We start from the raw sequence: 14,454 nt of genomic DNA, 5'->3' as shown, positions 1-14,454 counted from the left end.
ATGGACATCGACATGAGTGCCCTGCGGGGTTTGGTACGGGAGAAGGAGATCTCCTTCGACCTGCTGGTCGAGGCCATCGAGTCGGCCCTCCTCATCGCCTACCACCGCACCGAGGGCAGCTTCCGCCGCGCGCGTGTGGTGCTGGACCGTGAGAACGGCCATGTGACCGTGTGGGCGAAGGAAGACCCGGCCGACCTGGAAGAGGGCCAGGAGGCCAAGGAGTTCGACGACACCCCGAACGGCTTCGGCCGGATCGCGGCGACCACGGCCAAGCAGGTCATCCTGCAGCGGCTGCGCGACGCCGAGGACGACCTCACCTTCGGCGAGTTCGCCGGGCGCGAGGGCGATGTGATCACCGGTGTCGTCCAGCAGGGCAAGGACCCCAAGAACGTCCTGGTCGACATCGGCAAGCTGGAGGCCATCCTGCCGGTGCAGGAGCAGGTCCCGGGCGAGGAGTACACGCACGGCCTGCGCCTTCGTACGTACGTCGTACGGGTGGCGAAGGGCGTGCGCGGTCCCTCGGTGACCCTCTCGCGCACCCACCCCAATCTGGTGAAGAAGCTCTTCGCCCTGGAGGTGCCGGAGATCGCGGACGGCTCGGTGGAGATCTCCGCCATCGCCCGTGAGGCCGGCCACCGCACCAAGATCGCGGTCCGCTCGACCCGCAGCGGCCTGAACGCCAAGGGCGCCTGCATCGGCCCGATGGGCGGCCGGGTGCGCAACGTCATGGCCGAGCTGCACGGCGAGAAGATCGACATCGTGGACTGGTCGGACGACCCGGCGGAGATGGTGGCCAACGCGCTGTCCCCCGCGCGGGTGTCCCGGGTGGAGGTCGTGGACCTCGCGGCCCGCTCCGCACGGGTGACCGTGCCGGACTACCAGCTCTCCCTCGCCATCGGCAAGGAGGGCCAGAACGCCCGGCTCGCCGCCCGCCTCACCGGCTGGCGCATCGACATCCGGCCGGACACCGAGCAGCCCGCCGACCAGGACTGACCCGACGGCGAAGGGGTCCGGGAACAAACCCGGGCCCTTCCGCTGTTCCCGTCGTGGCGATCTTTTAGGACAACGGCCGTTCGATTTTTGCCCCAAAGGGGTGAGGTCGGTACGGGGAGGTAGACTTAAACGTGTCTGGCCGGACGCATGCCCGCGCATGCCCTGAGCGAACCTGCGTGGGATGCCGGGAGCGAGCGGCCAAGAGCGATCTGCTGCGGATCGTGGTGATCGAGGGCGCCTGCGCCCCCGATCCTCGCGGTACGCTGCCCGGCCGGGGTGCTTATCTGCACCCGGCCTCGGTCTGTCTCGACCTGGCGGTCCGCCGCCGGGCGCTCTCCCGGGCCTTCAAGGTCAAGGAGCAGCTCGACAGCGAGGCGGTGCGTCAGCACGTCGAGCAGGCAGCACAGTAAGAAGAAGTACGGCACGGAACCCCGTGCGGTCAGGTACCTCGCGAGTTGGAAGTAGGTCGAGATTGCGATGAGCACTCGATGAGTACGCGATGAGTACGCCCATGAAGTAGCGACGGTCCGGCGGTAACCCGGACCTAAAAGGAGCGAAGTGGCTAAGGTCCGGGTATACGAACTCGCCAAGGAGTTCGGGGTTGAGAGCAAGGTCGTCATGGCCAAGCTCCAAGAACTCGGTGAATTCGTCCGTTCGGCGTCCTCGACGATCGAGGCGCCGGTTGTACGCAAGCTGACCGACGCTTTGCAGGGGCCCGGTGGCAACGCCGGCAAGTCCGCTGCCAAGCCGAGCGCGCCCCGCAAGGCGGCGCCCGCAAAGCCCGCCGCGCCCTCCCCGGCGCAGGCGGCACGTCCCGCTGCCCCCAAGCCCGGCGCCCCGGCCCCCAAGCCGGCCGCCGCCGAGGCCCCCAAGAGCAGCACCCCCGCCGCCGCGGCGCCGGCCCCCGGCCCGCGTCCGGGCCCGAAGCCCGCGCCGGCCAAGCCGGCTCCGGTCCCCGCGGCCGAGTTCTCGGCTCCGGCGGCTCAGGCCCCCGCGCCGCAGCAGGCCCCGCGTCCCGCGGGTGCCACCCCCGGCCCGCGTCCGGCCGCCCGTCCCGCCGCCTCCGGCGGTCAGGGCGAGCGTCAGGGCGGCGAGCGCCAGGGTGCCCGTCCGGGTGCCCCGCGTCCGCAGGGCCAGGGCGCCCCGCGTCCGGGCGGTGCCCGTCCCGCGGGTCCGCGTCCGGGCAACAACCCCTTCACCTCCGGCGGCTCCACCGGCATGGCGCGCCCGCAGGCGCCCCGTCCGGGTGGCGGCGCGCCGCGTCCCGGCGGCGCCGGTGCCCCCGGTGGTGCCCCGCGTCCGCAGGGCGGCCCCGGTGGCGCTCCGCGCCCGCAGGGCCAGGGTGCTCCCCGTCCGACCCCGGGCGGCATGCCCCGTCCGCAGGGCGGCGCCCCGCGTCCGGGCGGCGCTCCGGGCGGTAACCGTCCGAACCCCGGCATGATGCCGCAGCGTCCCGCTGCGGGCCCGCGTCCCGGCGGCGGCCCCGGTGGCCGTGGTCCCGGCGGCCCCGGTGGCCGTCCGGGCGGCGCCGGTCGCCCGGCGGGCGGCGGCTTCGCCGGCCGTCCGGCCGGTCCCGGCGGCGGCGGTCGTCCCGGTGGCGGCGGTGGCTTCGGCGGCCGTCCCGGCGGTGGCGGCGGCGCTCCCGGTGGTGGCGGCGGCTTCGGCGGCGGTCGTCCCGGCTTCGCCGGTCGTCCCGGCGGCCCCGGTGGCCGTGGCGGCACGCAGGGTGCCTTCGGCCGTCCCGGCGGGCCCGCCCGTCGTGGCCGCAAGTCGAAGCGTCAGAGGCGCCAGGAGTACGAGGCCATGCAGGCCCCGTCGGTCGGCGGCGTGATGCTGCCCCGCGGCAACGGCGAGACCGTTCGCCTGTCGCGCGGTGCGTCCCTCACCGACTTCGCGGAGAAGATCAACGCCAACCCGGCGTCGCTGGTCGCGGTCATGATGAACCTCGGCGAGATGGTCACTGCCACGCAGTCCGTCTCCGACGAGACCCTCCAGCTCCTCGCGGGCGAGATGAACTACGAAGTTCAGATCGTCAGCCCGGAGGAGGAGGACCGCGAGCTGCTCGAGTCCTTCGACATCGAGTTCGGCGAGGACGAGGGCGGCGAGGAGTACCTCGTGGCGCGTCCGCCGGTCGTCACCGTCATGGGTCACGTCGACCACGGAAAGACCCGACTGCTCGACGCGATCCGCAAGACGAACGTCGTGGCGGGCGAGGCCGGCGGCATCACCCAGCACATCGGTGCCTACCAGGTCGGTACCGAGGTCAACGGCGAAGAGCGCAAGATCACCTTCATCGACACCCCGGGTCACGAGGCGTTCACCGCCATGCGTGCCCGTGGTGCGAAGTCGACCGACATCGCGATCCTCGTGGTCGCGGCCAACGACGGCGTCATGCCGCAGACGATCGAGGCGCTCAACCACGCCAAGGCCGCCGGCGTCCCGATCGTCGTCGCGGTCAACAAGATCGACGTCGAGGGCGCGGACCCGGTCAAGGTCCGCGGTCAGCTGACCGAGTTCGGTCTGGTGGCCGAGGAGTACGGCGGCGACACCATGTTCGTCGACATCTCCGCCAAGCAGGGTCTGCACATCGACTCCCTGCTGGAGGCCGTCGTCCTCACCGCCGACGCCTCGCTCGACCTGCGGGCCAACCCGGAGCAGGACGCGCAGGGCATCGCGATCGAGGCCCACCTCGACCGCGGTCGCGGCGCCGTCGCCACCGTCCTCGTCCAGCGCGGTACCCTCCGCGTCGGCGACACGATGGTCGCCGGTGACGCGTACGGCCGAGTCCGCGCCATGCTCGACGACAAGGGCGAGAACGTGGAAGAGGCGGGTCCGTCGACCCCGGTCCTCGTCCTCGGTCTCACCAACGTCCCGGGCGCCGGCGACAACTTCCTGGTGGTCGACGAGGACCGTACGGCCCGTCAGATCGCCGAGAAGCGTGCCGCCCGCGAGCGCAACGCCGCCTTCGCCAAGCGCACCCGCCGGGTGTCCCTCGAGGACCTCGACAAGGTGCTCAAGGCCGGTCTGGTCCAGGACCTCAACATCATCATCAAGGGCGACGCGTCCGGTGCGGTCGAGGCTCTCGAGTCCTCGCTGCTCCAGCTCGACGTCGGTGAAGAGGTCGACATCCGCATCCTGCACCGCGGTGTGGGTGCGGTCACCGAGTCCGACATCGACCTGGCGATGGGCTCCGACGCCATCGTCATCGGCTACAACGTCCGTGCGGCCGGCCGTGCCGCGCAGATGGCGGAGCGCGAGGGCGTCGACGTCCGGTACTACTCGGTGATCTACCAGGCCATCGAGGAGATCGAGGCGGCCCTGAAGGGCATGCTGAAGCCGGAGTACGAGGAGGTCGAGCTCGGCACCGCGGAGATCCGCGAGGTCTTCCGCTCGTCCAAGCTCGGCAACATCGCGGGTGTCCTCATCCGCTCCGGCGAGGTCAAGCGGAACACGAAGGCCCGCCTCCTCCGGGACGGCAAGGTCATCGCGGAGAACCTCAACATCGAGGGTCTGCGCCGCTTCAAGGACGACGTCACGGAGATCCGCGAGGGCTTCGAGGGTGGTATCAACCTCGGAAACTTCAACGACATCAAGATCGACGACGTCATCGCGACGTACGAGATGCGCGAGAAGCCGCGCGGCTGATCGTCGCAGTGACAGGAGCCCGCCCGGAGCGCGATCCACCAGGAACGGTGGCCGCGCGACGGGCGGGCGGGGCCGGTCGGCGGAGGTTATTCCGTCGATCGGCCCCGGCCGTTGCGTGTACGGTTCTGATGTCCCCGTCAAGTGGTCGGCGGGGCCATCTACCCCGTACCGGCGGGACATCCGGACACCTATGTATGTGGGGACGCTGTCCTTCGATCTGCTTCTCGGCGACGTGCGGTCGCTGAAGGAAAAACGCTCCGTCGTCCGGCCGATCGTGGCCGAGCTCCAGCGCAAGTTCGCGGTGAGCGCGGCGGAGGTCGGCGACCAGGACCTCCATCGCAGGGCCGAGATCGGCCTGGCGGTGGTCTCCGGCGACACGGGGCACCTCACAGACGTACTGGACCGGTGCGAGCGCATGGTCGCCGCCCGGCCCGAGGTGGAGCTGCTGTCGGTGCGACGCCGGCTCCACAGTGACGAAGACTGAATCTTGAGCTTGAGCAAGGCAAAGAAGGAGAAGGACCAGTGGCCGACAACGCGCGGGCGAAGAAGCTGGCGGACCTCATCCGGGAGGTGGTCGCCCAGAAGCTGCAGCGCGGCATCAAGGACCCGCGCCTCGGTACGCACGTGACCATCACGGACACCAGGGTCACCGGCGACCTGCGGGAGGCCACGGTCTTCTACACGGTCTACGGCGACGACGAGGACCGGGCCAGCGCCGCCGCCGGGCTGGAGAGCGCCAAGGGCATCCTGCGCTCCGCGGTCGGCGCCGCCGCCGGCACCAAGTTCACGCCGACCCTGACGTTCGTGGCGGACGCCCTGCCGGAGAACGCCAAGACGATCGAGGACCTCCTCGACAAGGCGCGGGCCTCCGACGCCGCGGTCCGCGAGGTCTCCTCGGGCGCCCAGTACGCCGGCGACGCCGACCCGTACAAGAAGCCCGGTGACGAGGACGACGAGGGTACCGCCGCCGAATGAGCCAGAACCCGGTGCCGGACGGCCTTGTCATCGTCGACAAGCCGTCCGGCTTCACTTCGCACGACGTCGTGGCCAAGATGCGCGGGATCGCCAAGACCCGCCGGGTCGGCCACGCGGGCACGCTCGACCCGATGGCGACGGGCGTGCTCGTCCTGGGCGTCGAGCGGGCCACCAAGCTGCTCGGGCACCTCGCCCTGACCGAGAAGGAGTACCTCGGTACGATCCGCCTCGGCCAGGACACGGTCACCGACGACGCCGAGGGCGAGATCACCTCGTCCGCCGATGCCTCGAAGGTGACCCGCGAGGGCATCGACGCCGGGGTCGCGGCGCTGACCGGCGACATCATGCAGGTGCCGTCGAAGGTCTCGGCCATCAAGATCGACGGCAAGCGCTCCTACGCGCGGGTGCGCGGCGGCGAGGAGTTCGAGATCCCGGCCCGGCCGGTGACGGTGTCCTCCTTCCGCGTCTACGACGTGCGCGAGGCCGTGGCCGAGGACGGCACCCCCGTCGTCGACCTGGTCGTCTCGGTGGTCTGCTCCTCGGGGACCTACATCCGCGCCCTCGCCCGCGACCTGGGTGCCGGGCTCGGCGTCGGCGGCCATCTGACCGCGCTGCGCCGCACCCGGGTCGGCCCCTACGGGCTGGACGCGGCCCGCACCCTCGACCAGCTCCAGGAGGAGCTGACCGTGATGCCGGTGGCCGATGCCGCCGCCGCCGCGTTCCCGCGCTGGGACGTGGACGAGCGGCGCGCCGGGCTGCTCCTGAACGGGGTGCGCCTGGACATGCCCGAGGTGTACGGGCAGGGCGGGCCGGTCGCGGTCTACGGGCCGGGCGGCAAGATGCTCGCGCTGGTGGAGAGCCAGCGGGGCAAGGCCAAGAGCCTGGCGGTGTTCGGCTAGGGCCGACCGGCAGGCCCTGTGGCCGCCCCGGTGCTCCACCCGTGTGGCGGGTCCCTCGTGGGCCCGCCGCAGCCGTCTTCACCCCCGTGGGCGGGCGCTCGTAGTGAAAACAGGGTGCATTGGGGGGCGCGTTCGCCTCGCGTTCTTCTCGGGCGGATCACCGCAGACCTACCGTTTCGGACATGGGACGCGGGGACGGCGACGGGGGCCGGGAGACGCTGGTACGGATCTGTGATCTGGCGGGACGGGCCCGGGGGACCGGCTTCGTCGCCGACGACCGCGGCACCGTGGTCACCAGCCACGAGGCCGTGGACGGGCTCAGCCGGGTGGTGCTGCACGCCCCCGGCGAGCGCACCCATCTGGCCGAGGCCGACGCCGTCACCCCGCTGCCGGAGGCCGATCTCGCACTGGTGCGCACCGAGGGGCTGGGCGTGCGCCCGCTGCCGGTGGCCGCCCGCGCCTCGATCGGCGCGGGCACCTACGTACGGATCGCCGCGCACGGCTGGCGCGAGGCGCGGGTGCTCGGCGAGTCCCCGGTCACCTACACCGCCACCGACCGCTTCCATCTCCTCGACTCCGCGCTGGAGCTGGCGATCGGCACCGAGGGCGCCGAGGCGCTGCGGCTCGGCGGTGAGGCGGCGGGCGGGCCGGTCCTGGACGCGGCCACCGGCGCGGTGCTCGGCGTGCTCGGCACCGCCCTGCACGCGGCGCACCGGGCGGCCGGGTTCGCGGTGCCGCTGCGGCCCGACTGCGACCCCCTGCGGGAGCTGCTGCTGCGCAACGCGGCGACCGTACCGGCGTACGGACAGGACCTGAACCTGGCGGGTGCCCTCCAGCTCACCGCGACCTCGGTGGGCTCGGTGGGCGGGCCCAGCGCCTGGCAGGATCCGGTCGAACGGCGGCTCACCGTACGGCAGTTCAGCGACTTCGCGGCCGGTCCGGCCCTGGTGCTCGGCCTGGTCGGCGACCCCGGCACCGGCCGCACCACCGAACTCGCCGCGCTCGCCGCCCGCCGCGCGCAGGGCGCCGGGCCCGCGCCCACCGTCTGGCTGCGCGGCGCCGATCTGCACGCGGGCGACGGCTCGGTGGCCGACGCGGTGGCCCGGGCGCTCGGCCAGGCGGGCCGGATCGTGGCCGCCGCGGGCGCCACCGGCGACATGGAGTGCGCCACCCCCGGGCGGGTGGCCCGGCTCGCCCGGGAGGCCGGGCGGCCCCTGCTGGTGGTGCTCGACGGGCCGGAGGAGATGCCGCCGGTCCTCGCGCACCGGCTCGCCGAGTGGACCGCCGGGACCGCGCGGTGGCTGCGCGAGACGGGGGTGCGGCTGGTCGTGGCGTGCCGCCCCGAGCACTGGGAGCAGGCGGGCGCCCTCTACCCGCCCGAGGTACTGCACCCGGTGGCGGCGCCCCGGCTGCCGCCCGCCGTACGGATCGGCGACCTCTCCCGCAAGGAGGCGGCCCGCGCCCGCGAGCGCTACGGCATCCCCGACGGCGCCCTCGCCGAGCGGGCGGGCCGCCATCCGCTGACGCTGCGGCTGCTCGCCGAGGTGCGCGACGCGCTGCCCGGCGAGGTGCCGGGCCGCCCCGGGCGCGAGGACGTCTTCACCGCCCATCTGGACCTGATGTGCCTGCGGATCGCGGTCCGTCTCGCCGCCGCCCGGCGTCCGCCGCTGCGGGGCACGGCGGTCCGGCGGCTGGCCGCGCGGGTCGCGGGCCGCGTCCACGAGGCGGCCCGCCGCTGTCTGGGCCCCGGCCAGGGCGAGCTGGACCGCGAGAACTTCGAGGAGGTCTTCCCCTGGCGCACCGGCTGGGCCTCGGCCGTCCTCACCGAGGGGCTGCTGGTCCCGGCGGGCTCCGGCTACCGCTTCGCGCACGAGGAGCTGGCCGACTGGGTGCAGGCCACCCACCTCGACCTGGACGCGGCCCTGCACGCCCTGGTCCACCGCTGGTGCGCCGACTCAGGGGCCGACGGGCGGGCCCCGGCGCTGCCGTCGCGGCCCGGGACGAGCCGCCCCGAGGGCCCCGACCGGGAGCCGGACGCCTACGTTCCGCCGCCGCCCGGTTCCCGGGGCGCGTCGGCCGCGCCCCAGGTGCCCGGGCCGCGCGAGGGCGGGCGGGCCCCGGCCGCCGGGGCCGGAACCCGGCGCGGGCGCCGCTCCCGTACCTCCGTGCAGCCCCCGCCGGCCGCCGCCGACGGGCAGGGGGCCCCGGGAGCCGAGGACGCGCCGCGCTCGCTGCCGGTGCCCCGGCACCGGATCGGCCCGGTCCTCCAGGCCCTGCTGCTCGTCGACCGCCAGCACGGCCCGCACCGGCTCGCCCCGCGCCTGGAGCGGCTGGTGGAGGCGCTGGACCGGCTCGCCGCCGACTCCGAACCGGCCGACCGCGAACCCGTCGACCGCCAACCCACTGGCCCCGAACCGGCCGACTCCGAACCCGCCGACCGCGCACCCGTCGACGTGCCGGGGCCGCGGGCCGCTGACGAGCGGCCGGGCCGGGCCGCCGACGCCACCTGGTGGGCCGTCCAGCTGCTCGGCCAGACCCTGCTGAGGGTGCCCGAGCCCCGGCAGTACCTCGGCGTGCTGCGGGTGCTCGCCGACCGGATCAGCGAGCGGTCGGTGCGCGGCGGCGGCCCCGACCGGCTCGGCGGGCTCGGGGAGTTCGGCCCCTGGTTCTGGCAGCGGCTGCGGATCGGGGACGACCGGCGGATGGACCTGCTGCGGCGGCTGGTGCCCGCCGACGGCGAGCCGGGGGGCGCGCCCGGCTGGGAGCGGTACCTGGACGCGGTGGACCGGCGGCTGGCGGCCGAGCCGCGCGGCGTACAGCCGCTGCTGTGCCGGTGGTTCACCGACGAGCGGGCGCTGCCCGCCCCGCCCGGCGGCGAGATGCGCCCGACGGTCGCCGGGGCCGCGCAGGCCCTGCTCTACGCCCGCCGCGCACTGGCCGTCGACGACCTCACCGAGGCGCTGGTCGCCACCGCGCACGCCCGCGCCGACGAACTGCTGGCCGCGCTCGCCGAGGACGAGCCGTCGGCGCTCTGCCGGGCGGTGGACCGCTGGGCCCACGACGACCGGCCGGAGCGGCGGGTGGCCGCGGCGGCGTACGGGCCGAGGGTCGCCCCGTACGTCACCACCGGCGCCGACCGCGACCTGCTGCGGTACGCGGCGCTCGCCCTGCTGGCCCGGCCCGCCGACACTCCGCTGCACGGGGCCGCGCTCGGGCTGCTGGTCCGCGATCCGCGCACCCGGGCCCGCTATCTCGACAAGACGCTCGCCCGGTACGCGGGCGGTGACCCGCGGCTGCCCGCCGCCGCGCTGGTGGCCGCGCTCACCACCCACCCCGAGCCGGTGCTCGGCGCCTTCCAGACCCGTCTGGACCAGCCGGGGGAGGGCGCGGCGGAGGTGCTGAGGGCGCTCGCCGAGATCAACACGCCCGCGCTCGCCCGTCGCGCGGCAGCCCTCGTGCGCGGGTACGCGGACCGCCATCCGGAGGGCGCGCCGGACGTCGCCGCGTTCGTGGAGCGCCGGCTGGAGTACGGCCCGGCGGCGAGGGCCGTGCTGTTTCCGCTGGTCACGGCCGTGCTGCGGAGCTGTGCGCCACGGCTGCGGCGGGCGCTGGCACCGGTGCTCGCGGCGCCCGGCAGCCGCACCTCGCGCCCCCTGCGGGCCGAGCTGCTCGACGTACTGCTGGAGTACGAGCGGTACGAGTCGCGGGACGCGGGCGTGCTGGAGGAGCTGCTGCGGGCCGCCGCGCGGGGCGCCGGGGAGCGCCCGGAGGTGCGCACCCGCGATCTGGTGCACCGGACGGGGCTGCTGTTCGGCCGGACGGCGGAGGGCGCTTCCTGTTTCGACCGGTTCCTGGTCGAGCTGGCCGGGGACGTACCGGAATTCGCCGTTCAGGTGGCGGGCTGGCTGGTCCAGGCGCCGCACGAGTGGGCGGCGGTGGTCGGTCCGAGCGCCCGGCGGAGCGTCGAGTCGCTTGCTGTGCCCATGCCGATGCGGGCCGCGCACGCCGGGCATGGCAGTCTTAGACCTGTGTGAGAAGCCTTCTCGCACGCACAAGGGTTCGGATTTCGGGCGAGTTTCGGGCGAGGAGCGGTCACAGTGCAGCGCTGGCGTGGCTTGGAGGACATCCCCCAGGACTGGGGACGCAGCGTCGTCACCATCGGCTCCTACGACGGGGTGCACCGAGGTCATCAGGTGATCATCGGGCGGGCCGTGGAGCGCGCCCGCGAGCTGGGCATCCCCTCGGTCGTGGTGACCTTCGACCCGCACCCCAGCGAGGTCGTGCGCCCCGGCAGCCACCCGCCGCTGCTCGCCCCGCACCACCGGCGCGCCGAGCTGATGGCGGACCTCGGCGTGGACGCGCTGCTGATCCTGCCGTTCACCAGCGAGTTCTCGAAGCTGTCGCCCGCCGAGTTCGTGGTGAAGGCGCTCGTCGACAAGCTCCACGCGCGCGTGGTCGTGGAGGGCCCCAACTTCCGCTTCGGCCACAAGGCCGCCGGGAACGTGGCCTTCCTGGCCGAGCTGGGCGAGACGTACGACTACGAGGTCGACGTGATCGACCTGTTCGTCAGCGGCGAGGCGGGCGGCGGGCAGCCGTTCTCCTCCACCCTGACGCGGCGGCTGGTCGCCGAGGGCGACGTGGCGGGCGCGGCCGAGATCCTCGGCCGTCCGCACCGGGTCGAGGGCGTCGTCGTACGCGGCGCCCAGCGCGGCCGGGAGCTCGGCTACCCGACCGCCAACGTGGAGACCCTGCCGCACACCGCCATCCCGGCGGACGGCGTCTACGCGGGCTGGCTCACCGCGAACGGCGAGCGGATGCCCGCCGCGATCTCGGTCGGCACCAACCCGCAGTTCGACGGCACCGAGCGCACGGTCGAGGCGTACGCGATCGACCGCGTCGGGCTGGATCTGTACGGGCTGCACGTGGCGGTCGACTTCCTCGCCTATGTGCGCGGCCAGGAGAAGTTCGAGTCGATCGAGGCGCTGCTCGAAGCGATCGCGCGCGACGTGAAGCGCTCGACCGAGCTGATCGAGGCGGACGAGGCCGACGAGGCGTAGGCATTGGCGCAGGCGTGGTACCGGTACCGGCCGGCGCTGGAGTAGCTGGAGTACCGGTCAAACGTTGGTCAACCAGTGACCAGAAACCGCCCAAGACCTGGCATCCATTGACCATGGGTGAAGGCTTTGGGCGGTTTTCGTCGTATTGACGCTCTGAACGGCCGCATAAGTTGAGACACGTGGCTGAACCGAACGCGTCCCGGATCCTCGGCATCGTCGGCGTCGACGCGGCGAAGAGCGCGCAACCCGGCGTCCCGCCGTACCACACGCCGGTGTTCGTCCCGGCCCATCCGCGCTACCCGGCCGACGGCTCGGCGCCCCACGTCGACTTCGAGCTGCTCAGACCCCCTTCGGGACCGCCGGTCCCGGTGGCCTTCAGCACGCTCCCGAAGCTGGTGGGCGCGCTCGGCCCGATGCAGCCCTGGATCGCCCTCTCGCTCGGCCCGTTCACCGAGGCGATGCGCGAGGCCCGGCTGCCCAAGGTCCGCCTCGACCCCGAGGTCGCGCAGGGCGGGCGCCGATGGCGGGCCGAGGACCTGGAGCGTACGTACGGAGAGGGCGGGGCAGGGGCATGAGCGCGGACGTGAAGGTCATCCTGGCGGATCTGGACGCCATGGCGTCCACCTTCCACAAGGAAGCCGGTGCCTACCGGGACATGCACGCCAACGTGAAGCCCGCCGTGGCCGGATCCGGTGACGCCGGGTGCGACGCCGCGATCAAGGCCGTCGCCGATCTGATCGCCGGCCTGCACGACAAGCTGGCCGACCGGCTCGACGACCACGGCGACAAGGTGAAGTACGCGCACGACTCGATGCAGCGCAACGACATCGACGTCCACGGACTCTTCGAGGACCTGGTGTGAATCGTGAAGCGGACCCGGGCACGGCTCCGGAAGTGAAGGGCGCGCGGTGACCGACAGCTGGGTCGGCGGCGACATCGGCGGCATCCGCGCGATGGGCGACGCCTACAAGAACGCCAAGAAGGACCTCGAATCGATCGTCAAGCCGCTCGGCACGGTCGTCGAGCAGCTGGCCAAGGACGCCGCCTGGGAGGGCGACGCCGCCGAGTCGTTCCGCGCGAAGTGGAGCGAGGACGCGCTGACGGCGGGCGGCTTCGCCGAACTCGTCCACGCCGCCGGCGAGATCCTCACCACGCTCGCCGACCACCTCTCGGCCGCCGAGAGCGCACTGCAGAACGCCGAGGACGTCGCCGCCAGGTCGGGCGTCCCGATGGGCCCCAAGGGCGTCCCCGGCCAGCTCATGACCAACAATCCGCCCTCCGACGCCGAACAGAAGTCGATCAAGGCGCTGACCGACTACGGCACCGTCCGCGACGAGATCCTCCACACCGCCCAGCAGGCGCGCCTGGACGCGGCCGAGGCGCTCGACAAGCTGTACGAGGAGGACACCTCCCAGGTGTCCCCGGGCGACAAGGTCACCATCGCCGACTATCTGCGCGGCCTCTACGCGTACGACTCCGAGCGCACCCGGGTCAAGGGCCACGACGCGGCCGACCGGCTCGACGACGCCAAGAAGGAGGCGGAGCAGGCCAAGAAGGACCTGCGCGCCGAACGCAAGGACTGGCAGAAGCAGGGCAAGGCGCTCCCCAAGGACTCACCGGCCCGGCTCGCCTACAAGGACGCGCTGACCAAGCTGGACGGCCTGGAGACCGACATCGCCCGCGCCGAGCACGGCAGTTCGGCGCTCCCGTACGACCACGCGCTGAACGTGAAGGTCGGCGACGCGGCGGACGCGCTGAAACTGGGCAAGGGCCTGGAGAAGCTGCCGGACTTCCTCAAGGAGATCCCGGTCGTCGACGTCGCCGCGGCGAGCGTCTGCGGCCTCCTGGAGGCGAAGGACGACCACGACAAGGGCTGGTCGTGGACGCACTCCGTGGTGGTGGACGGCGGGGCGGCGCTCGGCGGACTCGCGGCGGGCTCCGCGGCGGTCGCGCTGGTCGCGAGCTCGGAGATCACCGTCCCGGTGGCCGTGGTGGCCGGCGTCGGCGGCCTCGTCATCATCGGCACGACGGACCTGCTCGACGAGGCGTTCCACGAGCACTGGAGCGAGGACATCCACGACCACGGAGTGGTGGGCGGCGTCCTGCACGGCTCGGCCAACGTGGCCTCCGACACCTGGGACGACGTCACCCGGCTCGGCAGCGACGTCAAGGACGGAGCGAAGAAGGTGTGGCATGGCTTCACGAGCCTCTTCTGAGCGGCCCCCTTCCCGGCGGCCCGCCCCCGCGGAACTGCCCGTGGTGGGCACCACCTGGTACCGCCGGGGGCCGCGGTACTGGCTGCGGCGCGCGGGCTCGGGCTGTGCGTCCCTGCTGGTGGCGGCCCTGGTGTGCGCGGCGGCCTGGGCCCTGTTCGGCGGTCTGGTCTCCGGACTGCCGGACGGCGCGCGCCGGGCCCTCTACGCCGTCGAGGGCGCGGCGGCCGTCGCCGGACTCGGCTGGGGCTGGGTGCGCGGGCGCCGTCAGATCCGCGAGCGGCTCGCCGATCCGCCGACGCCCGAGCAGAGCTGGGCGCGCCGGGGGCAGGCGCGGCGGGGTGCGGCGAGCGGGGTGAGCAGCCGCGGCCTCATGGTGCTGATGCTGCCGCTGCTGCCCGCCGTGATGGCGTGGTGGCTGGGCACGATGTGCGCGGCGACGTTCGTACGGGAACTGCCGTCGGAGGTGGGGGCGCGCAGGGCGCTTCCGTAGCCGGACGGGGGGAGCGACTGCCGTCGAGCGCAGCCGTCTGCGGCTGTCACCGGCCCGATTCCGCCCCGCCGTCGGCCCGCTCCCGATCCCACCCCGTCTCCAGCCCCGCCTTCAGTCCGTCTCCAGCCCGCCTTCAGCCCGAAGGGCCCGTACCGTCGTACTGACGGTACGGGCCCTTC

12 protein-coding genes are annotated in these 14,454 nt (G+C 73.6%); all 12 read left to right on the top strand.

Translation table 11 applies throughout. From position 1 onward, the window contains the following. The gene (gene nusA / locus AB5J87_RS09680; protein WP_369375977.1) at window positions 1–993 is read left to right on the top strand and encodes a transcription termination factor NusA; all 993 of its coding nucleotides are present in this window, start codon (window positions 1–3) and stop codon (window positions 991–993) included. 131 nt (window positions 994–1,124) lie between these two features. After that, window positions 1,125–1,403 (top strand): YlxR family protein, encoded by a 279-nt coding sequence (locus AB5J87_RS09675; RefSeq protein ID WP_369375976.1) that lies wholly within the window; start codon window positions 1,125–1,127, stop codon window positions 1,401–1,403. A 148-nt stretch (window positions 1,404–1,551) separates the two neighbouring features. Then, a complete protein-coding gene (infB, locus tag AB5J87_RS09670; protein ID WP_369375975.1) occupies window positions 1,552–4,638 on the top strand; it encodes a translation initiation factor IF-2 in 3,087 nt (1,028 codons plus the stop codon). 190 nt (window positions 4,639–4,828) lie between these two features. Next, window positions 4,829–5,122 (top strand): DUF503 domain-containing protein, encoded by a 294-nt coding sequence (locus AB5J87_RS09665; protein ID WP_369375974.1) that lies wholly within the window; start codon window positions 4,829–4,831, stop codon window positions 5,120–5,122. Window positions 5,123–5,160: 38 nt separating this feature from the next. Further along, entirely contained in the window at window positions 5,161–5,613 is a 453-nt protein-coding gene (gene rbfA, locus AB5J87_RS09660) for a 30S ribosome-binding factor RbfA (protein WP_369375973.1), read from the top strand. Further along, a complete protein-coding gene (gene truB / locus AB5J87_RS09655; RefSeq protein WP_369375972.1) occupies window positions 5,610–6,512 on the top strand; it encodes a tRNA pseudouridine(55) synthase TruB in 903 nt (300 codons plus the stop codon). Before rbfA ends, truB begins: the two co-directional genes overlap by 4 nt. A 182-nt stretch (window positions 6,513–6,694) precedes the next feature. Continuing rightward, entirely contained in the window at window positions 6,695–10,546 is a 3,852-nt protein-coding gene (locus tag AB5J87_RS09650) for a trypsin-like peptidase domain-containing protein (RefSeq protein WP_369375971.1), read from the top strand. 63 nt (window positions 10,547–10,609) lie between these two features. Further along, on the top strand, window positions 10,610–11,569 hold the full coding sequence (locus tag AB5J87_RS09645) for a bifunctional riboflavin kinase/FAD synthetase (protein WP_369375970.1): 960 nt from the start codon (window positions 10,610–10,612) through the stop codon (window positions 11,567–11,569). A 179-nt stretch (window positions 11,570–11,748) separates the two neighbouring features. After that, window positions 11,749–12,144, top strand: a complete 396-nt coding sequence (locus AB5J87_RS09640) for an SAV_915 family protein (protein WP_369375969.1) — start codon at window positions 11,749–11,751, stop codon at window positions 12,142–12,144. Next, entirely contained in the window at window positions 12,141–12,431 is a 291-nt protein-coding gene (locus AB5J87_RS09635; protein ID WP_369375968.1) for a DUF6317 family protein, read from the top strand. The genes AB5J87_RS09640 and AB5J87_RS09635 overlap by 4 nt, the downstream gene beginning before the upstream one ends. A gap of 46 nt (window positions 12,432–12,477) precedes the next feature. Next, window positions 12,478–13,785 (top strand): WXG100 family type VII secretion target, encoded by a 1,308-nt coding sequence (locus AB5J87_RS09630; RefSeq protein WP_369375967.1) that lies wholly within the window; start codon window positions 12,478–12,480, stop codon window positions 13,783–13,785. Further along, window positions 13,763–14,275 carry a hypothetical protein gene (locus AB5J87_RS09625; protein ID WP_369375966.1) on the top strand — a complete coding sequence of 171 codons (513 nt, stop codon included), beginning with the start codon at window positions 13,763–13,765 and terminating at the stop codon, window positions 14,273–14,275. The genes AB5J87_RS09630 and AB5J87_RS09625 overlap by 23 nt, the downstream gene beginning before the upstream one ends. Window positions 14,276–14,454 lie beyond the last annotated feature (179 nt).

Origin of the sequence: Streptomyces sp. cg36, from assembly GCF_041080675.1 — a bacterium.
GTDB lineage: Bacteria > Actinomycetota > Actinomycetes > Streptomycetales > Streptomycetaceae > Streptomyces.
Note: the sequence above shows the minus strand (reverse complement) of the source record. Positions and strands in the feature narration are given on the sequence as shown.

Coding starts and splice junctions, on each gene's coding strand:
- truB (WP_369375972.1), top strand. CDS start 5,610: ATGAGCCAGAACCCGGTGCCGGACGGCCTTGTCATCGTCGACAAGCCG.
- nusA (WP_369375977.1), top strand. CDS start 1: ATGGACATCGACATGAGTGCCCTGCGGGGTTTGGTACGGGAGAAGGAG.
- AB5J87_RS09625 (WP_369375966.1), top strand. CDS start 13,763: ATGGCTTCACGAGCCTCTTCTGAGCGGCCCCCTTCCCGGCGGCCCGCC.
- AB5J87_RS09650 (WP_369375971.1), top strand. CDS start 6,695: ATGGGACGCGGGGACGGCGACGGGGGCCGGGAGACGCTGGTACGGATC.
- AB5J87_RS09665 (WP_369375974.1), top strand. CDS start 4,829: ATGTATGTGGGGACGCTGTCCTTCGATCTGCTTCTCGGCGACGTGCGG.
- AB5J87_RS09635 (WP_369375968.1), top strand. CDS start 12,141: ATGAGCGCGGACGTGAAGGTCATCCTGGCGGATCTGGACGCCATGGCG.